The sequence below is a fragment of the Pseudomonas sp. NPDC090752 genome (genome assembly GCF_055584805.1).
Genome location: NZ_JBVJLI010000018.1, coordinates 17,493 through 40,972 on the forward strand (window position 1 = coordinate 17,493; position 23,480 = coordinate 40,972).

The window sequence follows — 23,480 nt, forward strand, 5'->3', positions numbered from 1 at the left end:
TGTTGTAGGAAATATCCATTAAGTTGGTTGCGTTGCAAGTTACACTTGTAGGACTTTTCTCTAATATGTGTGCGACTAGTGTAAGTTGCTTGTCTGTTTGGACTCTCCTAAAAACCATGCATTGATTAGTGCTAAGTGGTCGAGCGCGAAAGTGTAATAAAATATTTATTTGTTATTTTTGATTTTAGTGGGCTAGTCTCTTGTCGGTTTTCGGCGATCAATTACCTGGTGGTGTTGAAAGCCTGTGGAATATTGAATGGAAACTTACAAGCGATGATGGGTAGAAATACGTATTGCGTAGGACTATCGCTGATGTTCTGCTGTTTGCCGATATCCGCGAACGCTGGTCAAGACTGCTCGAAAATCGAGTCGAATCTAGTGCGCTTGGCATGCTTCGATCAGGCTGCGGGCACTCCAGCGCATGTGAAGAGACGTCAGTGGTCAGCGCAGGAGCAGGACGCGCCGACAGTGTTACGCGTAATGGCCAATGAGGCCGCGCGGGCGGCTGATGATTTGACGTTTCGTATCGGCAATCCTGGTGACGGCAGTGCAGCTACACATGACCTTGTGATTTCGGCACCCGCGATCGCATCAATCGACGATCGCGCTTACCTGGCAATCAGTTGCATACAGAACATATCTCGCTTGCAGTTGATTGCCAGTCGGCCCATCGAGGGGAGTCGGGTTAACGTACGTTTGACGGGGGAGGGCGGTTCTACCAGCCAAACTCCCTGGCAAGTGATGGAGAACGGCCAAGTACTGGACGCTGGGCGCGGCCTTCCAGCGATCGAGCAAATCAAGAAACTGATCGGCGCTCAGCGCATACAGGTGCTCAGCGACAGCCCCGAGATTGATGGCCTGACGTTCGACGCCCAGGGCCTGGACCTGTTGATTCGCCAGGCACGAGGTATCTGCCGGTGGTAGCGCAGGTGTCAGGGGAAGACATCAATAGGCTGCTCGCACCGATTGACCCGGCAGCCCCTGCCGGACTGTTCGACGTCGAAGACGAAACCTACCAGGCCATTGACCAGGAGATGGTCAAGCTAGGCGGGCTGCAGGAGGCTTCAATCGACTGGAGCTATATCGAAGAAGCGTCTCGCCAGTACCTGGGCCAGCAGTGCAAACACTTGCGAATCGTCGCGCACCTGAGTGTCGCCTGGCTGCGCAGTGGTTGCTGGGAGCGCTGGGGGTTCACCTTGGCGCTGCTGGGTGGATTGATCGAAGGCTATTGGGAAACCGCTCATCCCAAGCCTGGCCCGAAAGGCTTCCTGGCCAAGCGCAAGCTCGTTGGCCTAGTGCTCAATCGCTTGATCGATGCGCTGCCTCGTCTTGATCGTTTCACGTATACACCAGCACACGCCTCAGCGGCGAACAGTGCGTTGGTTCGTTTGGCACATCAGCAGGAAGCCGCGCATCTTGACGCGGCTGTTCTGAATGAACTGGAGCGGCTGCTGCGCAAACACACCGATCTTGCCAATGGCGTTGGCGAGCCTTGCGCACCTGAAGAGACGGCCATCAAGCCTGCGCCGCTGGCGGATATCATCGCCTCGCCCAAGCCGCACGTGTTGGTCGGTAACGAGCGCGAGACGCGGCGGGCCGTACTGAGCATGGCCGAACTGATCAACCAGCAGGATCCCTACGACCCAACCGGTTATCAACTACGTCGCTTCGGCCTGTGGGCCCACATTCAAGCCGCACCGCAAACCCAGCAGGGCAACCGTACAGAGTTGATGGCGGTGCCACGGGATATTGCCTCTGACTACGAGGACGCCATCGCCGGCACGGTGATTGATGCGGTGTTGCTCCAGCGTATCGAAAAAAGTGTGACTGCCTGTCCCTACTGGATTCGCGGCAGCTTCCTCGCAGCCACTGCCGCCTCGCGGTTGGCGATGGGCGAAGTGGCTGAAGCCATCCGTGCGGCGACTGCTCGGTTCGTTCAGCGCATGCCAGCGCTGCAGCAGCTTTGTTTCAGCGACGGTCGGGTGTTTGTCGACGACCAATGCCTTGCCTGGCTCAAGGGAGCAGACGGGCAATCCGGGCAAGGCGTCGCCTCCCAAGAATTCGCCAACCTGCGCGAAGAGCTGGTCAGCCAGCTGGAAACCGCCGGCGTAGAACCAGTCTTGCTAAGGCTGCAAGGGATGCAGGCGGATTTTCGTGCCCCCCGCGAGCGCTGCCATACCACAGTCATCGCGGCTGACCTGCTGGCAGCACGGGGCGTGTCCTGGTTGGCCCATGACCTGTGCGCTGGGGTAGCGCGAACGATGCAGCAAACCACCGCCAGCGACTGGGAGCCCGAGGTCTTTCAGCGGCTTCAGCAATATGCGTCACCCCACGTGCTGGCCGACCGGAACAAGGAGCAGGAGCGTCGATGAATCAACTCTGGAAGTACCTCAAACGTTGGGGCTGGCCGCTGATGACCCGCATCGGTCTGGCGATGCCGCTGCTGCTCGGGCTTGGCGCTACACTGATGCTAGTTGCCATCTGGTGGCTCGGCCCGCAATGGACCTGGCGCGAGCAGCAGCCACTGGCCAGCGTGGCGCATCGCAGTGTGGCGAGCCTGGTACTCGTTCTGGTGCCGCTGTTGTGTTGGCTGTTTGTTTTGCGAGCACGCTTTCGCCGATTGCAAGCGGAACGTCAGCAGGCGGTGGCCGCTGAGATGGACCCCGCGCTGCCGTTTGTCCATGCGCAAGAAACGGCATTGAGCCAAGGGCTTGCACGCTACCTGGACAACGCTGGTGGGCGTCGGGCTTTGTACCGACTCCCGTGGTACCTGGTACTGGGCAGTGAACAGGCCGGTAAGAGCAGCTTTATCGATTGTACCGATCAAAGTTTTTCCCTGACCCGTATCGACAAGGTCCAGACACGAGGCCGACAAGCCCTAGCGCTTGCCTACCCAGTGGGATGGTGGATCAGTAATGATGCGGTGATCATCGACCCGCCCGGTGCCTTTATCAACCAAGACACCCCGGCAGGCTCGCCGAGCAGTGATTCAGCTGACGCTGAACCCTCCGTACCCTCTGGAACCCACGCGAAATTGTGGCAGCATCTGTTGGATTGGCTGCAGCGCAATCGAAGTCAGAGAGTCCTTAACGGCCTGGTGCTGGTTGTGGATCTACCCGCGCTGCTGCACGGTACCGCCGAGCAACGCACCGCACTTGCCCACGTGCTGCGCGCACGCCTTTACGAGGCGAGCAGCCAGCTGGGCTCGCGCTTGCCGCTGTATGTCGTATTGAGCAAATTCGATCTGCTGGATGGCTTCGAGCAGTTCTACGCCAAGCTCTCAGCCGCCAAGCGCAACAGCCTGTTGGGATTCACGTTCAAGCTGGATGCAGTCGACACCTTCGACGCTTGGCTAGACGAGTACGGTGAACACTACGATCGGTTGCTGAACCAGTTATTCGAGCAGGTGATTGATCAGCTGGACATGCAGAGTAGCCCTGCGTCGCGTTCACGTCTCTGCTCACTGCATGGGCAGTTGCTCGGGTTGCGTCCGATACTGTTGAACTTCCTGCGTGAGACCTTGGCAAGTGATCGTTTCACCACCCCGGCGCTCGTGCGCGGCGTGTATTGGTCGTCAGTCGTACAGCAAGGCGACATGCGCAATGCTTTTGTCCGCGAGGCTGCACAAGCTTACAAGACCAAACTCCCCTTGCTGGAAGGCAAGGCGCAAGGCAAGGCGTTGACCTATTTCATTCAGCAGGTCTTTGGGCGGGTCATCTACAAAGAGGCGGGCCTTGCCGGCGACAATGTCACGGTGGCACGCAGCAAGCGCCAATTGTTGTGGGTAGGTTCATCTGTCGGCATCCTGGCCTTCTGCGTCGCCATCGCCAGCTGGCATCGTTACTTCGACATCAATGGCATCAAAGCAGCAGGCGTGCTTGCCAAGAGCCGAGAGTACAGCCACTACGAAGTGGACCAGCGTCTGGACTCGACCGGGCGCAACTTGCTGGAGCCCCTGGACCAGATCCGCGCTGCGGTCGCAGTGTTTGGCGACTACCGCTCTGCCTGGCCGGGGGTTGCTGATCTGGGCCTGTACCAGGGGCGTGCCATTGGCCCAACGGTGGATGAAGCGTACCTGAGCTTGTTGTCCAAGCGCTTTTTGCCCGCCCTGGCCAGCGGCGTAGTCGATGCCATGAATGCGGCACCTCCGGGCAGCGAGCAGCAAATGGCTGCGCTCCGGGTTTACCGGATGCTCGAAGATCGCCAGAACCGCCGGCCGGAATGGGTCGAGGACTGGATGGCGCGGCAGTGGCAACAGGCCTTCCCCGGCGAAGGGCAGCTGCAACGTGATCTCATGCAGCACCTGAAATATGCCTTGGCCTATGCCGATACCGATCTGCCGCAGTATCGCCAGCGTGTCAACGACGTGCAGCAGTCGTTGCGCAAGGTACCGCTGCCACAGCGGGTGTATGCAGGCCTCAAGCAACAGGCCGAGGAACAACTGCACACAGGGTTGGATCTACGTCACCAGGTCGGCCCTGCTTTCGATGTCGTCTATCAGCCGTCTTCCGGATCAAACCAAGGAGACAATGGCATCTTGTTGGCCCCAATGCTGACCGCCAAAGGCTTCAACGAGTACTTTGAGCCGCGTAGCCGGCGCTTCGCCGAAATGGCAATGATTGACCAGTGGGCACTGGGGGAGCGGGCACAACTGGATTACTCCGATGCCGACCAGGCGGCGCTGACCGAGCGGCTGCACAACCTGTACAGCGCTGACTACATCGACAGTTGGCGGCGTGCCTTGAGTGCATTCTCCGTGGCCGACTTTCGTGATCTCGAACATGGGGTCGCGGTCCTGGAACAGTTGACTGGCCCTGCAGCGCCGTTGCACCGATTGTTGGAGACGGTTCGCGACAACAGTTCGCTGTTATCACCGGTGAACGTTGGCGCGGGGGATGAGACTGCCTCGCTTGTATCGGTCACCAGCAAGCCCGAACAACAACATGCGCTAGCGATTCAGCGAGCGTTTGCAGGCCTGAGCGCAATGCTGCAAGCCGCTGGTGAAAAGCCCAGTTACTACGATGAAACGCACGCGGCCATGGCCGCCGTGCATGACTATGCCAAGGCGGTGCAGGACAGCCCGGATCGAGGCAAGGCCGCCCTGCAAGCTGTGCATCAGCGCTTTTCAATGACAGGCCACGATCCAATCGCTACCTTGCAACGCGTGGCCAGGGGTTTGCCAGCGCCTATCAATCATCAGGTCAGAAAGGTGGCAGATCAAACGGCGCAAGTAATCAAGGTTGAGGCGCTGCGCGAGCTGGAGCGACGTTGGGATACTCAAGTCTACAGCTTCTTCCAGCAACGCCTGGCCGGGCGCTATCCCTTCGTAGTCAGAGCGCCCGATGCTTCGCTGGAGGACTTTGAAGCGTTCTTCGGGCCCAAAGGGCGACTGCAGCAATTTCAGGAACAGTACCTGGATGTCTTCCTCAAGGACAATCTCGAAGCCTTGCAGTCCGGTCTGCAAGGGCGTTCTCTGGTCCGTGGTGATGTGATCGAGCAGTTGGTGCTGGCCGATCGCATCCGCGAAACCTTCTTTGACCAGCGCGGCAACCTCAGCGTGCAATTCAGTATCGAGCCATTGGGGCTCAGTGCGAATCAACGCACCAGCCTGCTGGATCTAGATGGCCAGCTGATTTCCTATACCCACGGCCCAAGCCAGATCACCGGTATCGTCTGGCCCAATACCTTGGGGCAGCACGTGCGCAGCAACCTCACCCTGCTCAGGCAGAACGGCAACAGCAGCAGCCTGGAGTACCGAGGCCCGTGGTCGATGTTCAGGCTGCTTAGCCGCGGGTCGCTCAATGGGCGTACTGCAACTAGCGTGGACCTGAGCTTCCGGACCGGTGAGGGCGTGATGCGCTACCGGCTGAACGCGGAAAAGGCCTTCAACCCAATTACACAACAACCTTTCAAGGATTTCCGGTTGCCGCGAGGTTTGTTACAGCATTCATCCAAGATTGATCACGCCGGGCATCTGACCACTCAGGCATCTTCTGTCCGTTGATGACGTCACGCGCCTGTCACGCCCAGCTGCTACCGTCCGCGCTCCATTTCCCAGCACAAGGTGTGCAACAAGGTGTCTCCCAGCCCCACCCGCAAACCCTTCATGCTCCGGTCCGATAACATGCGCAGCGACGATTTCGCTGCGCTGTTCACCCAACTGCACGGCAACCTCTACGCCGACATGCCGAAGCTGGGTGAGGGCATCGTCATCGGCGGTGTCTACGGCCGCTTCGAAGGCATGAGCGTGCGGCGCATGCATTACCAGGGCGACTTCACCATCGCCTTGCCCGCGCCGCAGGACGAAATCACCTTCGTGCTGCCCACGGCGGGTAAGATCATCTTCGATCACCGTGGCGAGTCGATCGGCGGTGCTCAGGTCGGGCTGGCGGTCGACAAGCTGGACATCCGTTCGGTGCGCTTCGCCGAGGGCCATTCCCAGTGCGGCATGTCGATCCGCCGGGGGTTGTTTGCCGAGCGCCTGTCGGCATTGCTGGGGCGGCCGTTGGCAGCGCCAATCCGCTTTGCCCCGGTGGTGGACCTCAATGTGGCAGCCTTTAAAGGTATTCGCGCCTTGCTCGAAATGGCCACCGGCGCCGGGTTCGACCCACTGATCAATAGCGGCTTGCTGATGCCGGTGCGACTGCAGGAGATGTTGGTCGATGCCGTACTGGAAACCTGGCCGCACAATTACTGCGAGGCCTTGCGCAGCCCAGTTCCTTCGATTGCACCGAGGCATGTCAAGGCGGCGATGGCTCACATTCGCGAACAGCCCCTCAGCGTGATCAGTGGCAGCGAGCTGGCCGGGCGAGTGAATGTCAGCTTGCGTGCGCTGCAGGACGGCTTTCGGCGGTTTGCCGGTACTTCGATCGTCGGGTATCAGCGCCAGGTACGCCTGGAGCAGGCGCGGCAGGTGTTGGCGAAGGGCGAGGGTGGCTCGGTGGCCGAAGTGGCCTTGCAGCATGGGTTCAGCAATGCCGGGCGATTTGCTCAGTACTTTAAGCACGCATTTGGGTTGAACCCCGCCGATGTGCGGCGGGGCCCCCTTAACGTTTAAATGCTCAACCCAGTGCGCCGCTCAGACAACCGCCACGCTGGCTTCGCGGTTTGCAGGCGCTAATGCCCAGTCGCGCGATGCCAGTTGCTGCAACTGGTTAAAATGGGTGCAGATCGCTCCGAGCAGTGCTGCGTCAGCCTTCGAGTCCATGCCGGGGTAAGGCTTGCCGTGGTAGTCGCCCGAATAGGTAAGCACCGCTTCGACACTGCCTTCGCTGTCTTTGTACAGCTGCTTTATCCGCTGCGCTTCCCGGTCTTTGCCGTCAGCGCAAGCGAGCGCATAGTGAATGGCCAGGGCGGCGCCGAAGGCCAGGGCAGGCGTTTGGATGCCATGCTTGCGTGCCAGGTCGATGCTGCTGAAGATGCGCTCGTTGCGCTGAAGCTTGCGCAACGGGTCGCGCCCCACTCGGCTGCACGGGTCCTTGAACGACGTTTTGCAGCGTTCCAGAAAGGTTGCCGCAAACCCGTTGATGACGTCTGTCATCTGTGGGTTCTCCGCCGTCAGGGCCGGCGCGACCTCCTGGTTGATCAAGCGCTTGGCTAGCGCAGCCACCCGCGCATCGCCCATGCCCTGGCCTACCCAGTCATACCCCAGCAGGCTTGCGTACCAGGCGATGATGGCGTGCGGGCCATTCCACAGCCGATTCTTGATCAGCTGGATCTGCGCGATGTCAGTGACGGTTTTCACCTGGCGCAGGCGTTCCAGCAGGTCGCTGCCGCGCTCGACGTACAGCGGCATGTCGGGTTCGCTGTTGAACAGGATCAGGTGCAATTGGCTCATCGCGCTACTGGATTGCGCAAAAGGCCTGAACCGCCCGATCAGACGTTCGTACTCTGGTACCGGCGCGGAAGGTTTGCGGGCGAGCTCAGGCTCGCTTTCCAGGCTGTTCTGGAACATCTGCGACTTGATCCGCAGCTGTCTGAGCAACGCATCGTTGCTGATCTTCGAAACGATACGGCTGACCACGGTCTCAGCGAAGTGGGTCTTTTCCAGAATCTGTTGGCTGATCGCCTGCGGGCACAGTAATTCAAGCTCCGCTTGCACGTGCAGGCGCACGAACGCGGCGCCGCCGATCTTGTTCAGCACGGTCAGAATGGTCAGGGCGCGGCCACGGCGTTCGAAGCGACGCAGCAGACCCTTGGCGATCACCTTGGCCTGTTTGCGGATGGCCTGCTCAGGCAAGCTCAAACCGATGATTTCAGCGGCGGTGTACATCTCGATCAGCGCATCGTCATCGTCCATATCGATCATGCGCACGTTTTCGATGGTCTGGTCGAACGAGGTGGCGCCATAGCGCACGCTGTAACTGCCAAAGGCGCTGACAGTTTCCCTCAGCATGCGCGAGCGGGTGGCGGCGATGATCTCGCAAGGGCGGGTGTAACCATCCCAATGGGAGAACACCTGGGTCAGGTAGCCGCCGCCGATGGCCCCAAACCCATGGATGCCGACGCGGAACTGATTGAGTGAGGCAGGGAAGGGCTCATTCACCGCTGGCGTGCCCAGGTGCGGTACGCACTCGCTCAAGTCGGCCAGGAATTCGTGCATGCTGCGGTAGGCCTTGAACGCACCCGCCTTCACCTCGGGCGCGGGCGGCTTGATGTCTTCGATCAGAATCCCTTGCCCTTCGGCGCGTATGGCCGAGAGCAGACCATTTTCCGAGTCTTCGACCATGAAGCATTTGCTCGGCTCGGTATTGAGCGCACTGGCCGCGCGCAGGAATATTTCGGGGTGGGGCTTGCCTTGGCTGACTTCGTCGCCACAGACGGTTACGTCGAAGTATTTGAGCACGTTGGCGTTGATGAGGTACTCCTCGGCAATGGCTCGGCGGCTGGACGTGGCGACTGCCATCGTCAGGCCCGATTTGCGCAGGCGCTCCAGCACTTCCAACAAGCCAGCCTTGATCGGGACGCCGTGATTGCGTACGTACTCCAGCTCAAGCTGGTCAGCGCGCTGGCGAATCTGCGCATACGGGAAGCCTTCACCGTTGTGCGCCTTGGCCAGTGCCTCGGCCTTTTTCGCGCTGAGGCCCAGTGAGCCTATCAACGTCTGTTCGCTCAACGCCTTGCCGAAAATCTCCATGGAGGCTTGTTTCAGCGTTTTGAAACGCAAGCGCTCGGTGTCGAACATGGTGCCGTCCATGTCGAAGATGGCGCTGAAAATACGTTTGCCCTGAAAGAAAATCATGAGGTATGGTTATCCCTTTTATCCTGTGAACCCTGCCGCTTTGCCAATGGGCACAAGCGATGACTACGGAAAACTGCAGTGAGGTCCGTCAGGTGGGAGGTACACGATCGACAAGGGGGCGCTCAGGGGTGACGCAGAGGTAGGGTGGGACGGAGCGGGGTTTACAGAGGAGGGCTGCAAGCTTTGCTGTGAGGCGGGCTTTGCCTTTGATTTCACGCCCACTGGCTGCAGTTCGATGTGCAGGCAGTGAGCGCAAGTAGCGATGGATACGTGTGATTCCTAGCATGAGGTGAAGTGCTTCCTGTTCAGTAACGGGTAGTCCTTTTTCAGCCTTGCATGTATGCGTGATGACATGCAAGGCCTGGTCATGAATCAGAAGGCGTAGCTGGCCTTGAGGCTGCCGCTCGCGCCATGGCTGCCGCTGCCACCCAAGGCGGCCACTTCAGCGCCGACACTCAGGGCGCCGAGGCTGGCCATCAGGTTCGCGCCGACATTGAACTGGTCGCGGTTGTCGAAGGCTGAACGCTGATCGATGCTCAGTCCCAGCAAGTGGCCCTCGCTGTCGACCTGATGGTCGCCCAGGGCATGGTCGTAGCCCATTTCGACACCCGGCACCAGCTGCCAGCTGCCCATGGCGAGCGGGGCGAACGAGGCCTTGAGGTTGGCCACCGCGCTGCGCCGGGTGTCCTGCAGGTCGTCCACCTGCAGCGCCAGTTCGCTGCCTTTTTCGGTGAACCCGGACAGGTCGACACGGCTGACCCGCATACCCAGGCTTGGCTCCAGCACCACGCCACCGGCGTTCAAGCGATAGCCCAGCGCCAGGCTGCCACTGGCCAGGGTGCCGTGACTGTCACCCTTGGCGGTGCCCAGCCCACTCCCGAGTTCGCGTTTGCTGGTGTAGTCGAGGTAACCGGCACTGGCATCGGCGGCGATGAACAGGCCCTGTTCCAGGCTGCCTGGGGCGAAGCGGGCGCCGAGGCTGAGGAAGGTCAGGTCGGTGTCCGCTTCGCCCCCTGCGCCACCGACGTTGCCGTTGCTGTAGCCGAAGCCGGCATGGGCGCTGAGTTGTTCGGAGAAGCGCTGGGTCATGCCGATCATCAATCCTTGGCTGTGCTCATTGCTGCTGGCGGCGTGGGCCGAGCCGTCGGTGCCCAGATAGCTGGCCAGCGCGGTGCTCCACAGGCGCGACTGGCCGACCTTGAGGTCAATGCCGTCGGCGAACGGGGCGGCCGCGCGGTCGATCATCGCGCCCTGGCGCAGCAGATAGCTGGCGGCGTCTGCATGCACCTGGCCACCCACGGTCGACTCCACGCCACCCAGGGTGCCGGCGTCGATGGCCGACTGCAGGTAATAGTTGTAGGCGCTGTAGCTACCCGAAAGTGAAGTGTCCTGCAGCTGCCGGAGCAGTTGTGCACCCGCGGCGGCGTTGCCCACGAGGCCGACTTCACCCGGTAGCGTGCCGTAGCGCACCATCTTGCCGCGCAGCACGTAGAGCGTTTCCTGGCTTAGCCCGAGGCCTTGCTTGAGGTAGTTGTCCATGCTGCCGTATGCGGCCGTGACCTCGTCCAGGCCTGCCTGCAGGTAGCTGGCTTCGACGCCCAGCAGCGGCGCGTAGACCTCGGCCATACCTGCCGGCATGGCGGCCAGGGTCTCGGCGACGCGGGCGGCGGTGTAGTCGTTGGTGGCCAGGTAGTTGCTCATGATCGTCGCGTCGTCGACACCGGCGATGCTCAGCAGTACGGCGGCGGTCCAGCCGGTTCGGTCCTTGCCGGCGGTGCAGTGGAACAGGGCGGCACCGTCGGCGCTGGCCAGTTCGTTGAACAACAGCGAAAACTGCCCGCGCATGCCGGCATCGCTGACGAAGGCACGGTTGGTTTGCTGCATCATGGCCCGCGCTTGGGCGGCGCTGGAAAACGAGATGCTGGTGATGTTCGAGCCCGAGGTGGTGCTGCCGATGATGTCGATGTTGGTGTAGCTGGCACCGGCTGGCAGGGTGTCGGGCGTGGCGGCGATCTCGCTTGGCGTGCGCAGGTCGTAGACGTCGCTGATGCCCAGGCCGTTGAGCACGGCCAAGTCGCTGGCAGTCGGGGTGAGGGCATTGGCGCGATAGAACACCCCGGCACGCATCACGCCATCGTGATGGGTGGAATAGGCCGTGGTGGTGCCGGCGATGTCGCGGAAGTTGTCCATGCCGGCCAGGCGCGGGGTGTCGAGCGCGTCAGCGGCATGGGCGGCAGAGATGGCGAGGGTAAGCAGGGAGAGGGAGCAGAGCAGACGTTGCAACACGGAAATGGCCTCGGTGAAGTGCGTTGGTCTGGCCACTCTCCGGGGGCAAGATGAAACTCTGTGTTACATATTTCTTGGTGGCGCAAAAGCCAGCGGGAACTGTCCGCTGGCTGCGTTTTCTGTCTCTGGCGGTGAATTCCTTGGCCGGTTGTAGTGCCGTCGGATGACTGCTGGCGCGACTGGGGCATTTGTCAGCCGAATGTTTCAGCCGACGGCGAACCGCGCAACCCGCGCTGCTGCTGCTATGCCTAAAGATGACGCATTCACTTGCTCTCGGCCTCGGTGCCCCAAGGGTAAGCGTAACGCACAGGTACCGAGCGACTGGGAGGTGCCACATGCTGTTCATCATTCACTGGACCATCGCCCCGGAAAACCGCAACGCCGCCATGGCCCGTTTCGCCAAGACCGGCGGCGTTGCGCCAGCGGGCCTGAAAGTCGTGGGCCGCTGGCACGCTGTGGGGCAATTGATGGGTTTCGCCGTGGTTGAAAGCGATGACCTCAATCCCGTGTTGCAATGGACGCTGGACTGGAGCGACTTGATGCAGATGCATGTCTACCCGGCGATGACCGACGAACAGACAGGGCCACTGCTGATTGCCGCTGTTAGCAAGATGACCCTCTGACATGACCTGAGGATCATCAGCCAGTCGTGCCTGTCCTCGCCATCCACTTCAGCAGCGTTGCGATGGGTACCCGACGGTGCACTTCGTGACGCTGCACGTAGTTGCTGTCGCCATACTTTTCACGATAGCGGCTAACGATCAGGTGCTGGCCATCGTCCGAGACCCGGGCCTCAAGTTCGTGAAGCAGTTGTTGCTGGGCGTCCCCCTCCAGACGTCTGAATAGCACGACAGGGGCCTGGGGTTCACTCACCGGCGTGCTCCCCTGGGCAGCTCGTCGGCCGCTTGCCTAGCGCGCCAGTCTTGCCCTCGACTACCCGATCCGCACGTTGTTGGGCGGTGAAGTCGCGCACGGCTCGATAGTAATCGGGCTGGGTGCGCAACCTGTCAGTAATCGGCAACGCGTCGGCGCGGCCATCCACCACGCCGCCAGCTGTGGCCACGTTGCCCAGGGTGTCGACGGTGTCGCTGTTGTCGCCAAACGGGTCGAGCGCCATGCCCAGCAGCGTGCCACCTGCGTCGCGCAGGTTGTGGCTGCCCAGCAGCGGCAGCTCGACGATCGGGCCATCGGCGACGTTCCACACGGCGAAGGTCTGGCCGAAGTCCGAGGTGTGCCGGGCCAGTCCCATCTTCCCGGAGACATCGACCAGGCCTGCCACGCCCAGGGTGGTGTTGAAAATGAAGCGCGTCAGGCTGGTCATCGCCCGCTCGCCATTGCCTTGGAGCACATCGTTGACAAAAACTTTTGGCTCGCCGAAGTTAGCGGCGAAGTTGTGCACGCCTTGTCGCGCGAAATCAGGCAAGGCGCTATAGCCTCGCGCGACCGGCGCGAGCAAGTAGTCGTCGACACTGCGGTTCAAAGCGAACACGGCGCGGTTGGCGGGTTCGGCCGGGTCGCTGAGCTGATAGGTCACTGGGCCACAGGCACTGGCAGGTGGTCGCTGACTACAGCCTCCGGCAGCGAGCAGGGACAGGGCGAGCAGCGCGTTGCGGGCGGAGCACCAGGCAAAGGGAGGGGTAGGCATGAGCACATTCCTGACATGAACTGGCGCCGATGGTGCGGGTGCTTGTTTGCCTGGAAATGTCCGGTTTACTTCGCGGCTGACACTTTGTTTCCGTATTGAAATATATGACTGCAACCTAGGAATGGACTTACAGTTAGCGCTAATCGAACCTTAGTACGCGGTATCCAGGTGTGAGCCATTTGCTGATCGTCGACGATGATGTCGAAGTCCTTGACCTGTTGCAGAAATTTCTCCGGCAGCACGGCTACGAAGTCGATGTGGCCAGTGACGGAAAAGGGCTTTGGCAGGCCCTCGAACGGCGCGTACCGGATCTGGTGATTCTTGACGTGATGCTGCCCGGCGACAGCGGCCTGGTGCTCTGCCAGCGCTTGCGCGCCGAGTTTCCGGTGGCGGTGATCATGCTGACAGCCATGGGTGAACTGAGCGACCGTGTGGTCGGCCTGGAGCTGGGTGCGGACGACTACCTCACCAAGCCTTTCGCCGCTCGTGAGCTGCTGGCCCGGGTACGTGCAGTACTGCGCCGGGCAGGCGAGGCCGCAAGTGCCGAGGTCGCCAGCCCGCGGTCGATCCTTGAGTTCTCGGGCTGGCAGCTGGAGGTGGCACGGCGTGAACTACGTTCGCCCGAAGGTGTGATGATCCCCTTGTCCAACGGTGAGTTCGAGCTGCTGCTGGTGTTTGCCGAGCACCCGCGGCGAGTGCTCAGCCGCCAGCAGTTGCTGGACCTGGCGCGTGGTGAAGCGCACGAAGCTTTTGATCGCAGCATCGATGTGCAGGTGAGCCGGTTGCGTCGCAAGCTGGAAGCCGATGATGGCACTGAGCCGCTGATCCGTACCTTGCGCAATGTCGGCTACCTGTTCACCGCCACCGTGAACCGGAGATGAGCCTGCTCGCCTGGGCGCGCAGGGCCCTGCCACGGCCCCGCGTCACTATCGCCCGGTGGATCGCGCTCACCACCCTGGCAGCCATGCTCGGCCTGTTGCTGCTCAAATGGCTGTTCAGTTCGTTGCTGAGCGTGTGGGCGCAGCCGCCCTTGCTGGAAAGTGGTCTGATTGAGAAAACCGCTGCGGTCGCTCGCATCATCGATGCCGCGCCTGTGGCACAGCGGCCGAACCTCGCCAGTGCGGCAGGTGATGCATCGTACAGTGTGCAATGGCTGCGCCGGCATGAAGATTCGGGTTTGCCACGGCTGGTCGATAGCGAATTTCGCGAGGGCGCGCCAAAGATGCGTGCGTTGTTGAATCGCCCGGATGCGCAAATTGAGGTGTTCGAGCCTGCCGACCTGGCTGTCCAGGCGTCGCCGCGCGGTTACGCCCTGCTGGTCGAATTGACGGACAAGTCGTGGCTGCTGTATCGCGCCACCGACCGCAGTTGGGGGCTGGACGAGCTGCCGCGCAGCTTGATCATCCTGGCGCTGATGATCGTCTCCAGCCTGGCCGTTGCACTGTTCGCCACACGCTATCTCGCCCGCCCACTTGAGCGTTTTGCCGAGGGTGCGCGGCGCTTTGGCAAGGACTTCGATGCACCGCCTATTCAGGTGGTTGGCCCTTACGACCTTCGTCAGGCGATTCTCGCGTTCAACGCCACCCAGGCCCAACTCAAGCACTTTCTCAAAGACCGCACGCAGATGCTGGCGGCGATCTCCCATGACCTGCGTGCGCCATTGACGCGTATGCGTCTGCGGGGCGAATTCATCGAGGATGCTGAGCTGCAGGCCAAGCTGTTCAAGGACGTGGACGAAATGCAGGCAATGGTCGATGCGGCTTTGCAGTTCTTTCGAGATGACGCGCGGCTGGAGCCGGCCACGGCGTTCGACCTGGGCGAGTTGTTGATGACTGTGGTTGATGACTTCAAGGATGCGGGGGTTAGCATCGGTCTCAGTGGACCACACCGCTGTGTCTATGTTGGCCGGCCTATTGGCGTCAAGCGTGTGGTGGTCAATCTGATCGAGAATGCGGCCAAGTATGGCCGTGAGCCAGCGGTGCAGCTGGAGGTCGCTGCCGAACAGCTCGTCATTCGTGTACTGGATCGTGGTCCAGGTATCCCGGAGTCGTTGCAGGAACGGGTTTTCGAACCGTTCTACCGCATCGAAGGCTCGCGCAACAAGCAGACCGGTGGTGTGGGGCTTGGATTGCCAGCGGCGCGAGCCATCGTCCTCGAGCAGGGCGGTAGCGTGACCTTGAACAACCGCCCGGAAGGGGGGCTGGAGGTCAAGGTCACACTGCCTGTCGTTTGATCAGAGCCCCAGGTCACTCAGCCCAGGGTGGTCATCCGGGCGACGGCCCAGGGGCCAATGGAACTTGCGGTCCGCTTCGGCGATGGGCTGCTCGTTGATGCTCGAATGACGGTTCTGCATCAGCCCATCCTCGGCAAACTCCCAATTCTCGTTGCCGTAGGCGCGGAACCACTGGCCGCTGTCATCGTGGTATTCGTAGGCATAGCGCACGGCGATGCGGTTGCCGGTGAATGCCCAGAGCTCCTTGATCAGGCGGTATTCCAGTTCATGGTTCCATTTGCGGGTCAGAAAGGCCTGCACCTGGTCGCGCCCACGGGGGAACTCGACGCGGTTGCGCCAGACGGTATCGGGGGTGTAGGCAAGCGCCACTCTGGCAGCGTCGCGGCTGTTCCAGCCATCTTCGGCCAGGCGGACTTTTTCGAGGGCGGTTTCGCGGGTGAAGGGGGGTAATGGGGGGCGGGACATCGGCGTACTCCTCGTCGGTGATGGGCGTGAAACAGAGTAGTACGTCGCGGCATTTTGCAGAATGGCGGCATCCGGCAATTCATAATTGCGCTGGGTGGAAGCAAGGTCTCAGGCAGCCCTGCAACAGCGTTTCAGGGTAAGAGCCAACAGGGTCCTGTTGCTTTTTTACCTTTCTGTATAGGCCTTTTCTGAATCGTCCTTCTGCTGCGAATTTCCGCTTGGTGCTCGGCCTGGGCGGGAATAGTTTCATTGATTTCCCCGAGATAGCGAGTATGTGCAGAACGACATTCAGCATCCTGCTGTGCGCAAGCCTTGCCGCCACTGCGGCGGCTGGCGAGAGCGAGGATGACTACTGGTATGTGCAGACCAGTGTCCACACCGTGCACTGGAATTCCGACCCTGAGCACAACAACCGTCAGCAATTGATCGGCCTCGAGCGGGTGAATGCCGGTGGGCTGTTATGGGGTGGGGCCACCTTCAAAAACTCCTTCCACCAGCGCTCCCACTATGCCTACCTGGGCAAAGTCTGGGAAAACGAACGCTATCCGGTATACGCCAAACTCAGTGCCGGGTTGCTTCACGGCTACAAGGGGGAGTATGCCGATAGAATTCCGCTCAATGGCCTGGGCGTGGCACCGGTGATCATCCCCTCGTTCGGTGCTCATTGGGGACCAGTGGGGGCGGAGCTTGTCGTGCTCGGGACGGCGGCGGTCATGCTCAACATGGGGGTGAGGTTGTGAGGCGGGCGGCATTAGAACCTCTGCGTCCAGGCCGCGCCAGCCAGGCCCATGATCAGCCGATGGAAGATCAGTCCCAGGCTGGAGCCAAGCCATCCGGGCTGACTTCACGGCCACTGCGCTCGAGTGTGGCGATTCGCGCCATGTCGTCGGCATCCAGGCGCAGATCGCGGGCGAGCAGGTTGCTGGCCAGGTTCTCGCGCTTGGTCGAGGACGGAATCACTGCGTAGCCCAGCTGCATGGCCCAAGCCAGCGCCACCTGGGCAACCGTTGCCTTGTGCTTGGCGGCGATTTCGGCCAACACCGGGTCCTTCAGCACCTTGCCGTAGGCCAGGGTCATGTAGGAAGTAACGGCGATGCCCTGCTCCTTGAGGAAAGCAGCCAGCGTGCCGTTCTGCAGGTAGGGGCTGAGTTCGATCTGGTTGGTGGCGATCTCGCCTTTGCCGACCACGTCGATGGCCTGACGGGTCAGCTCGATGTTGAAGTTGGACACACCGATCTGGCGGGTCAGGCCGAGTTTCTTGGCTTCAGCCAAGGCGGTAATGTATTCGCTGAGCTCAACGCCATTGCCCGGCGCGGGCCAGTGAATCAGCAGCAGGTCGACATGATCGGTGCGCAGTTTGCCCAGGCTTTCGCGCAGGCTGGGGATCAGTTTGTCGGCAGCGTAGTTGTCCACCCAGATCTTGGTGGTGATGAACAGCTCGCTGCGCGGGACGCCGCTTTCGGCAATGGCCTGGCCGACCTCGGCTTCGTTCTTGTAGATCTGCGCAGTGTCAATGACCCGATAGCCCAAGGCCAGGGCGGACTTGACCGAGTCGATGACGGCCTGGCCGGTGAGGCGGAAGGTGCCGAGGCCGAAGGATGGAATGCTCATGGGGTTGCTCCTGCTGGATGATTGAGGGGACCAAGCACTTAGGCTATGTACGAAATCGCTTGAAACTTGGTTATGCTGCGTTGAAAAACTTGCTCGGAATGCTCATTGACAACCAGTCAACTCCGCTTCCTCGCCGGTTTTCGCCTTGCCTAATCTGCGTTTCAAACTATTTCGTACACAGCCTAGGTGGGCTTGTTCCAGACTCGTTCGAGTGCGGAGCAGTGTGAGGGTTTCGCAAGCGTTGATTAAGAGGGGGTGGGGCGAAGGTCCTTTGCCCTGAAATCACGAGTCCAGGCTTGGCTCGTGATTCCAGGCAAAGCCATGCAAATTACGCGGTAATCTGCCCCGGAACCGACTGCAGCAGCCACAGGTGGCGCAACCCCTGCAACTGGTCGTCCAACGTGGACTCAGCGCCTGCGCGGCGTGCTGCTCTATCCTGGTCAAGCAAGACATCGAGCATGTTTAGCAAGTCGCGCGACTGGTCCGCTGAAGCGTGGTTGGTCACATCCGTTTGCAGCTCACCCTTCTGATAAGTCCGCACGCGTTCCTGCTGGCTGGCCTCCTGGGTGGCGCTTGCTTCCACCAGCGAGTGGTTGGAGAAGCCCAGGCGGGTGGTACTGCGTGAGTAATCTTCGACCTCGTGATAGCGGTAGTTCTGCGATTCACTGTCACGTGTCAGTAACAAGTCCACCAAGGGGTTGGCGCCCTTGTGCCAGGCTGCCTTAAGGTTGGCCTGCTGGTCCTGCTGCAGCGTCAGGTTCGCGGCGCTGCCCTTGCGGGTGGTCGATTGCGAAACCTTGTAGTCGAAATGGTCGACTTCCTCGGGCCGCAGTGGATTGATCTTCTGCACGGCCTGGGTGATCGAGGCATCGAAATCCGCCAGGCCGCTCAACAGCAGGCGGCTGACTGTGCTCTGCGCGGTGTCATGGTGTGCAGGGCGGAGGCTGACGTCGTCGACACTGTTGAGTTGTCTGAAGGCATCCTTGAACAGTGCCATCAGCTGCTCATCCCCTTGACCGCGCTTCTGGGCGGCATCGAATTGGGTCAGATAGTTGGCAACCGCAGCCTGGCGCTGGGTCTGGCTGCCGAGAAGGGCGCCGCCCTGGGTATCGAAGTTCATCTTCACTTCGCCGCTCGGGCCTTGCAATGTCAGGCTGCGGGTATCCTGGTTCAGTTGCAGGTCGAAGGTTTGCTGTGCGCCGCTGGCGGTGTCCAGCCTGGCGTTCAATTGCAGGCCGGTGAACAGGCTCGGGTCAAGCTTGACCAGCGCGCCCAGTTGCAGGCGGGGAGGTTCCTGGGTCAGGCCATTGAGCGCGGACTGGAAGCTGTCCGCGAGTGCTGCCAGGCCCTTGAGCTCGTCGCGGGTCAACGTGCCGCCCTGTACGTCGGCGTCCACGGCCAGGCCTGCGTCGCTGCTGTACAAACCCAGCGTCACGGTGGCCCCCGAAGCACTGGTGAGGTTGAAAGTCACGCTATTGGTCGCATGCTCGCGCAACCGGGCTTGCTGCAGGCTCAACAGCAAGGGGTCGGTCGCGGGGCCATCGCTGATCGCCAACCCCGATTGAGCGATTCGCTGGCCGCCGGTGGCTGCCAGCTGCTCCAGCAAGGCCGCCCCCAGCCCCTGTAAGCGCACGCCAGTGGAGGATGACGGGATGGCGCTTGCCATGTACAGGCTGAGCTTGTCGAGGCCCTTGTGCTCCCACACGTACTGGCTTTGCGTCTCGGCGGTGCCTTTGGCGGTGTAGGTCTGGATGTCGGTGGTGGTCTGCTGGCCCAGGCTGACCACTGTGCTGGGGCGCACCGTAGACGGCTGCGGCTGGCGGGTGATGCCGACCTCTGGCGCGCGGGTGGCGACTGGTGCGATGGGCGTCAGGCGAAGCGCTGATGTGATAGTGGTCATTGCCAGCTTCCATACTGGGTACAGGTAGTGTCCTGGTTATCGGCAGGGCAGCCTCGAACCTGAATGTTGGCGCGGCTCGCCTTAATTGACTTAGTTAGTGCTGCGGGGCAGGCGAAGGCTGATTGACTCTGGGTTGGCTTAACCGGAGAACGTGCCAATGACCGCCCCATCGCTTCAACCCATTCTGGTGGACAGCCTGATCGCGAGCCGTTTGCCCACGTGGCTATCCGCCGCTTCAGTGGGATGCAGAACCAAGCTGCGAGAAAGTCTACTGGAACAGCAGCGCGCGCAGTACCGACTGTCCGGGCTGCTTTCCTACATTTTGCCACTGGATAGCTTTGCCCAAACGCTCCTCAACGAGGCATTGGCGGACCGCCAACTGCCTGCGCTGGATGTACGTCAGGTCAAATTACGGCGTACCACGCTCCTCCCCCTGGCCGGGGTGGCCCCTGGTGGCGCGGGCAGCTCGGTCAGCGATGTCAGCGAAGTGACGTTGCTGACCGCTGCGCTGCACAATTTTTCCGAGCAAGAAGCGTCGCCCGCCGGTGGCTGGCAAACCCGGGTAATCGTTGATGCCCGGGGAGAGCCCGAGACACTGAGCCCGGAGGCATTCATATCGCTGTGCCGCAGCGTGGATGTGGGCGGTCGCTATCAGCGTCATCTTGAATCGATCCTGCTGGTACCCGGGGGCGATGGCCAGCAGGTGTCATCACTGCTAGAGGAGAGCGCGAGCGCCAATCTGCGGGCCGATGTGTACGTTGCAGCGCTCAAGGGCGAAATAGACGAGCACACCTTTTCGCAGTTCCTGCCGTTGATCGCGCCAGCGCCCGGGATGGCATCCGATGCTGCCCAGTTGCTGCCATTCGACCTTCGCCTGCTAGGCAAGCGTCTGCATGGAGCGGTGGCATTCGAGGCGCGCGGTGATGGGCAGTCCCACGCGACGGTGGAGGCCGTGGTGCTGTGGATGCCTGACGACACCCATGGCCGGGTGCAGCGCTTCGCCAGCTGGGATGCGCTGTGGCAGAACCTCGGCTTGCGCTGCCGGTCAGCGGGTTACCCCGCCTACCTGCAACGCTTTATCAGTGAGGCTGACCGCTACGCCTTCACCCAGACGCTCGGGCGGTTGCTCCAGGCGGACGCGAGTGACGTGGCCATCCCGCTCGATGGTCGCCAACAGGCCATCACAGAACCGTTGTTCCAGCATCTGCGCAAAGACCGCCTGGCCACGATGATGGACGACGCGCGCGTACTGGCCGTACCGACCACCCAGGCAGAACAGGCCGAACGCGAAAGACGCATGAGCGGCTATGCCAGCGCAGGGCTTACCCTGCTCGGGCTGGCCAGCCTCTTCGCTCCCGCGCTTGCCCTGCCGATGTTGGGGATTACGGCCTTGCAGATTGCCGATGAGGTGTATGAAGGTTACGCCGACTGGCAGCTCGGCGATCGCGAAGGCGCGCTGAACCACCTGTGCAGCGTGGCTGAGAACCTGGCTGCTGGTAGTGCCTTGCTGGTCGTCGGTGCTGCAGTGGGCCGTATCCAGCGCTATGACTACGTGGATACGTTGGTACCGGTGCTGAACCAACAGGGTGAATTGCGCCTGATCGACCCGGCGCTGCCGGGATATGCAGTGCCCGACCAAGGCTTGGCGGTGGGCGAGTGGGGCCAGCGGGCCGACCAGGTCATCCTGCGCACGCATTTGGCGACTTACGCGGTCAGTGAAGACAGCCAGGGGATAGGCTTGCGCATCCGCCATCCACAGCGGCCAGAGGCCTATGCGCCTGTGATTGAAGACAATGGCGAGGGCGGCTGGCGCCACCAGCTGGAAACCCCGCAGCACTGGCAAGGTACTGCCAATCTGATGCAGCGGCTAAGCAGTACGTGGGCGGAGCTCGACGCAGAGCCAGCCGAGCGCACGCTGCACATCACGGGGTTGGATGAGCAGCAGTTACGCCGCCTGCACATTGAGCATGCGCCCGCGCCGGCACGGCTGCAGGATGCACTGGAGCGTTATCAACTGCATGCGCAGCAGCCGGCATTGCTCGATAGCGCCTTCGAACAGCACCTGCTCGGCCTGCAGCGCCCGTCGACACCCGCGGAGCAGTTGTTGCGCCGGGATTTTCCCAGCCTGACGAGTCGCTGTGCTCGGGAGATCATCGCGCATGCCCAGCCTGCATTGATCGAAGCGCTGCTGGCCAGCCAGCGGGTCCCTGTTGGTCTGGCCACCGAAGTACGCTGGCTGCTGCGCGACTGCCGCCTCGACCGTGCGTGCGCGGGGTTCTACCAGGCGACGGCGGTCAATGCCGACACCGAGCGGCTGGCGTTGGGGTTATTGGGTGATGCGGCCCCTTGGCCGAGCAGCCTGCGTGTCGAGTTGCGTAACGAAAGCCGGAGCGGTGTCTTGCTCGGGCACTTCGGCGGTGACTCCGCCCCGCAGCGTGCCTGTATCCTCAAGGGTGGCCAAGGCTACCAGGCGCTCTCAGCATCGGGCGAGGCACAGGCTGGGTCTGACGCGAGCGACAGCCTGTTCCAGGCCTTGTGGTTGCAGCTCGATGACGCGCAGCGCCGGGCCTTGGGCGCCCCTGGCCTGACCGCCGATGGCCTGGGGCCCGCCTTGGCCGTACGTGCCAGTGCTCAGCGCGAGCGCGCCGCGACCTTGCTGGGCATGGTCGCCAAACCAGGTGAAATACGCCCACCGGTACGCCTTGGCGATGGCCGTGTGGGCTACCCACTGAGTGGTGGTGAACCTCTCAGCCCGATTGGCGGCCAGGTAATGAGCACCGAGGACCTGCATGCCCGGCAATCGATTCGAGCAGGTTTGGTCCAGCTGTTCCCCCACCTGTCGGCGCGAGATGTGCTGTGGCTGGCATCGCAGTTGTCGCAGAGGCCCGGCCGCACGGTCTGGACCGCCTTCAGTGAGTTGGCCAGGCAGGTCGAGCAACTCGATGCCAGCCTGCGCACCTGGCGAGGCGTATCTACATGCTCCGCCTATCGCAGCCGGCGCCGCACCGCGCAGCTGTTTCGCGAGGCCTGGCAGCCCGACTACTTTGGCCCAGGTGGTGTGGCCGAGCTGGTGATACAAGGTGAGTCTGTCGACACGTTGCCCGCGCTTGCGCCTGGCATTCACTTCGGGCACCTGCGGCATCTTGGCTTGAGCAACTTGCGTCTGACTTCCCTGAACAGTGATTTTCTTGGTCGCTTCAGCAACCTGAGGTATTTGCAGCTCAGTGGCAACCGGTTGACCACGATCGAAGGGTTGCAGCACCTGTCGTCGTTAACCCAACTGGTGGCCCATGACAATGCACTCACCACGCTCCCAGAGCTGGAGACGTTGACCCGCCTTACACGCCTCGACCTGCAGCGTAACCGCCTGACGTCGGCTGAGGGGATACATCGGCTGACTTCGCTGACGCATCTGGACCTCAGCGACAACCAGCTGGAAACGGTACCGGCGGGCCTCGGACAACTGACAGCCTTGACGCAGCTGAATCTGGCAAGCAATCGTCTTCGCGACCTCCCCGAGGCCTTGCGCGGGCTGACCCGTTTGCTGCAGTTGCAATTATCGGACAACCAACTGAGCACGGTGCCTGCGGCTGTCGGCGACATGAGCGGCTTGCGCATCCTCAAACTGCGTGGCAACCAGCTTACGGTGATACCTACAGGCCTGGAGCGGCTGCGAGCGTTGCTCGAACTCTACCTGGAGGACAATCAGATTGTCGTCGACGTGCCCGGTGGGCAGCGGCTGGAAGCATTCAGTGCGCTGCGCACGTTGAACCTGCAAGGCAATCCGATCACGACGATCCCGCCGATCCGCAACCTGGACCATCTACTGTACCTGTCGTTGCGTTCGACCGGGTTGAGTGAGTTTCCGCTGGCGTTTTTTGAGCGCCATCCGAACCTTTACGTCGATCTGGCCGACAACCTGATTGTCGAGCTGAGCCAACGCGCCTTGGTGTGGGTGCGGCAGCACCCCAACAGGGTCAACCTCAACAACAACCCTATAGATGAGGCGATTATGATCCAGTGGCGCGCCGCGCGTGCGCAGTTCGACACCATCAGCCGGCGCGGCTGAAAGGTACCGTGGCCCACAGGGTGTGGGCCA

16 protein-coding genes are annotated in these 23,480 nt (G+C 61.5%); 9 read left to right on the top strand and 7 right to left on the bottom strand.

What is annotated here, in order from left to right; translation table 11 throughout:
* Nucleotides 1-135: 135 nt before the first annotated feature.
* The 4 genes from vasI to ACZ6YA_RS21125 all read left to right on the top strand — a co-directional run bounded on the left by vasI (nucleotide 136) and on the right by ACZ6YA_RS21125 (nucleotide 7,057).
* Complete coding sequence (gene vasI / locus ACZ6YA_RS21110; RefSeq protein ID WP_465899111.1) at nucleotides 136-924, top strand: type VI secretion system-associated protein VasI; 789 nt, start codon at nucleotides 136-138, stop codon at nucleotides 922-924.
* Complete coding sequence (tssA, locus tag ACZ6YA_RS21115; RefSeq protein ID WP_465899240.1) at nucleotides 912-2,372, top strand: type VI secretion system protein TssA; 1,461 nt, start codon at nucleotides 912-914, stop codon at nucleotides 2,370-2,372. Before vasI ends, tssA begins: the two co-directional genes overlap by 13 nt.
* Entirely contained in the window at nucleotides 2,369-6,004 is a 3,636-nt protein-coding gene (tssM, locus tag ACZ6YA_RS21120; RefSeq protein ID WP_465899112.1) for a type VI secretion system membrane subunit TssM, read from the top strand. Before tssA ends, tssM begins: the two co-directional genes overlap by 4 nt.
* Before the next feature lie 120 nt (nucleotides 6,005-6,124).
* Nucleotides 6,125-7,057 (top strand): AraC family transcriptional regulator, encoded by a 933-nt coding sequence (locus ACZ6YA_RS21125; RefSeq protein WP_465899114.1) that lies wholly within the window; start codon nucleotides 6,125-6,127, stop codon nucleotides 7,055-7,057.
* A gap of 21 nt (nucleotides 7,058-7,078) precedes the next feature.
* Here the strand turns inward: ACZ6YA_RS21125 and mtlD are convergent, their stop codons facing one another.
* Together mtlD and ACZ6YA_RS21135 are read right to left on the bottom strand one after the other, a co-directional pair.
* The gene (gene mtlD, locus ACZ6YA_RS21130) at nucleotides 7,079-9,241 is read right to left on the bottom strand and encodes a bifunctional mannitol-1-phosphate dehydrogenase/phosphatase (protein ID WP_465899116.1); all 2,163 of its coding nucleotides are present in this window, start codon (nucleotides 9,239-9,241) and stop codon (nucleotides 7,079-7,081) included.
* A gap of 372 nt (nucleotides 9,242-9,613) precedes the next feature.
* Nucleotides 9,614-11,527: a tyrosine-protein phosphatase gene (locus tag ACZ6YA_RS21135; RefSeq protein ID WP_465899118.1), complete on the bottom strand. Its 1,914-nt coding sequence runs from the start codon at nucleotides 11,525-11,527 to the stop codon at nucleotides 9,614-9,616.
* 335 nt (nucleotides 11,528-11,862) lie between these two features.
* Here ACZ6YA_RS21135 and ACZ6YA_RS21140 point away from each other — a divergent pair, with 335 nt between their 5' ends.
* On the top strand, nucleotides 11,863-12,150 hold the full coding sequence (locus ACZ6YA_RS21140) for a DUF3303 domain-containing protein (protein ID WP_465899120.1): 288 nt from the start codon (nucleotides 11,863-11,865) through the stop codon (nucleotides 12,148-12,150).
* A 16-nt stretch (nucleotides 12,151-12,166) separates the two neighbouring features.
* On the opposite strand, the gene ACZ6YA_RS21145 is transcribed toward ACZ6YA_RS21140, so the two are convergent.
* Complete coding sequence (locus ACZ6YA_RS21145; protein WP_465899122.1) at nucleotides 12,167-12,400, bottom strand: hypothetical protein; 234 nt, start codon at nucleotides 12,398-12,400, stop codon at nucleotides 12,167-12,169.
* The gene (locus ACZ6YA_RS21150; protein WP_465899124.1) at nucleotides 12,393-13,172 is read right to left on the bottom strand and encodes an MlaA family lipoprotein; all 780 of its coding nucleotides are present in this window, start codon (nucleotides 13,170-13,172) and stop codon (nucleotides 12,393-12,395) included. The genes ACZ6YA_RS21145 and ACZ6YA_RS21150 overlap by 8 nt, the downstream gene beginning before the upstream one ends.
* A gap of 170 nt (nucleotides 13,173-13,342) precedes the next feature.
* Here ACZ6YA_RS21150 and ACZ6YA_RS21155 point away from each other — a divergent pair, with 170 nt between their 5' ends.
* On the top strand, nucleotides 13,343-14,053 hold the full coding sequence (locus ACZ6YA_RS21155; RefSeq protein ID WP_465899125.1) for a response regulator: 711 nt from the start codon (nucleotides 13,343-13,345) through the stop codon (nucleotides 14,051-14,053).
* Nucleotides 14,050-15,405 (top strand): ATP-binding protein, encoded by a 1,356-nt coding sequence (locus ACZ6YA_RS21160; RefSeq protein ID WP_465899127.1) that lies wholly within the window; start codon nucleotides 14,050-14,052, stop codon nucleotides 15,403-15,405. Before ACZ6YA_RS21155 ends, ACZ6YA_RS21160 begins: the two co-directional genes overlap by 4 nt.
* On the opposite strand, the gene ACZ6YA_RS21165 is transcribed toward ACZ6YA_RS21160, so the two are convergent.
* Nucleotides 15,406-15,870, bottom strand: a complete 465-nt coding sequence (locus ACZ6YA_RS21165) for a nuclear transport factor 2 family protein (RefSeq protein ID WP_465899129.1) — start codon at nucleotides 15,868-15,870, stop codon at nucleotides 15,406-15,408.
* A 272-nt stretch (nucleotides 15,871-16,142) separates the two neighbouring features.
* On the opposite strand from ACZ6YA_RS21165, the gene ACZ6YA_RS21170 reads away from it, so the two are divergent.
* Entirely contained in the window at nucleotides 16,143-16,610 is a 468-nt protein-coding gene (locus tag ACZ6YA_RS21170; protein WP_465899131.1) for a sn-glycerol-3-phosphate transporter, read from the top strand.
* 67 nt (nucleotides 16,611-16,677) lie between these two features.
* Here the strand turns inward: ACZ6YA_RS21170 and dkgB are convergent, their stop codons facing one another.
* Nucleotides 16,678-17,481 carry a 2,5-didehydrogluconate reductase DkgB gene (dkgB, locus tag ACZ6YA_RS21175; protein WP_465899133.1) on the bottom strand — a complete coding sequence of 268 codons (804 nt, stop codon included), beginning with the start codon at nucleotides 17,479-17,481 and terminating at the stop codon, nucleotides 16,678-16,680.
* A gap of 328 nt (nucleotides 17,482-17,809) precedes the next feature.
* Complete coding sequence (locus ACZ6YA_RS21180) at nucleotides 17,810-19,381, bottom strand: hypothetical protein (RefSeq protein WP_465899135.1); 1,572 nt, start codon at nucleotides 19,379-19,381, stop codon at nucleotides 17,810-17,812.
* A 157-nt stretch (nucleotides 19,382-19,538) separates the two neighbouring features.
* Here ACZ6YA_RS21180 and ACZ6YA_RS21185 point away from each other — a divergent pair, with 157 nt between their 5' ends.
* Entirely contained in the window at nucleotides 19,539-23,450 is a 3,912-nt protein-coding gene (locus ACZ6YA_RS21185; protein ID WP_465899137.1) for a dermonecrotic toxin domain-containing protein, read from the top strand.
* The last annotated feature ends 30 nt before the right edge of the window (nucleotides 23,451-23,480 follow it).

What these genes read in the sequence shown, in the direction of transcription:
- tssM (WP_465899112.1), top strand. Translation starts at nt 2,369, where the DNA reads ATGAATCAACTCTGGAAGTACCTCAAACGTTGGGGCTGGCCGCTGATG.
- ACZ6YA_RS21125 (WP_465899114.1), top strand. Translation starts at nt 6,125, where the DNA reads ATGCGCAGCGACGATTTCGCTGCGCTGTTCACCCAACTGCACGGCAAC.
- mtlD (WP_465899116.1), bottom strand. Translation starts at nt 9,241, where the DNA reads ATGATTTTCTTTCAGGGCAAACGTATTTTCAGCGCCATCTTCGACATG.
- ACZ6YA_RS21140 (WP_465899120.1), top strand. Translation starts at nt 11,863, where the DNA reads ATGCTGTTCATCATTCACTGGACCATCGCCCCGGAAAACCGCAACGCC.
- ACZ6YA_RS21150 (WP_465899124.1), bottom strand. Translation starts at nt 13,172, where the DNA reads ATGCCTACCCCTCCCTTTGCCTGGTGCTCCGCCCGCAACGCGCTGCTC.
- ACZ6YA_RS21160 (WP_465899127.1), top strand. Translation starts at nt 14,050, where the DNA reads ATGAGCCTGCTCGCCTGGGCGCGCAGGGCCCTGCCACGGCCCCGCGTC.
- ACZ6YA_RS21165 (WP_465899129.1), bottom strand. Translation starts at nt 15,870, where the DNA reads ATGTCCCGCCCCCCATTACCCCCCTTCACCCGCGAAACCGCCCTCGAA.
- ACZ6YA_RS21170 (WP_465899131.1), top strand. Translation starts at nt 16,143, where the DNA reads ATGTGCAGAACGACATTCAGCATCCTGCTGTGCGCAAGCCTTGCCGCC.
- dkgB (WP_465899133.1), bottom strand. Translation starts at nt 17,481, where the DNA reads ATGAGCATTCCATCCTTCGGCCTCGGCACCTTCCGCCTCACCGGCCAG.
- ACZ6YA_RS21180 (WP_465899135.1), bottom strand. Translation starts at nt 19,381, where the DNA reads ATGACCACTATCACATCAGCGCTTCGCCTGACGCCCATCGCACCAGTC.
- ACZ6YA_RS21185 (WP_465899137.1), top strand. Translation starts at nt 19,539, where the DNA reads ATGACCGCCCCATCGCTTCAACCCATTCTGGTGGACAGCCTGATCGCG.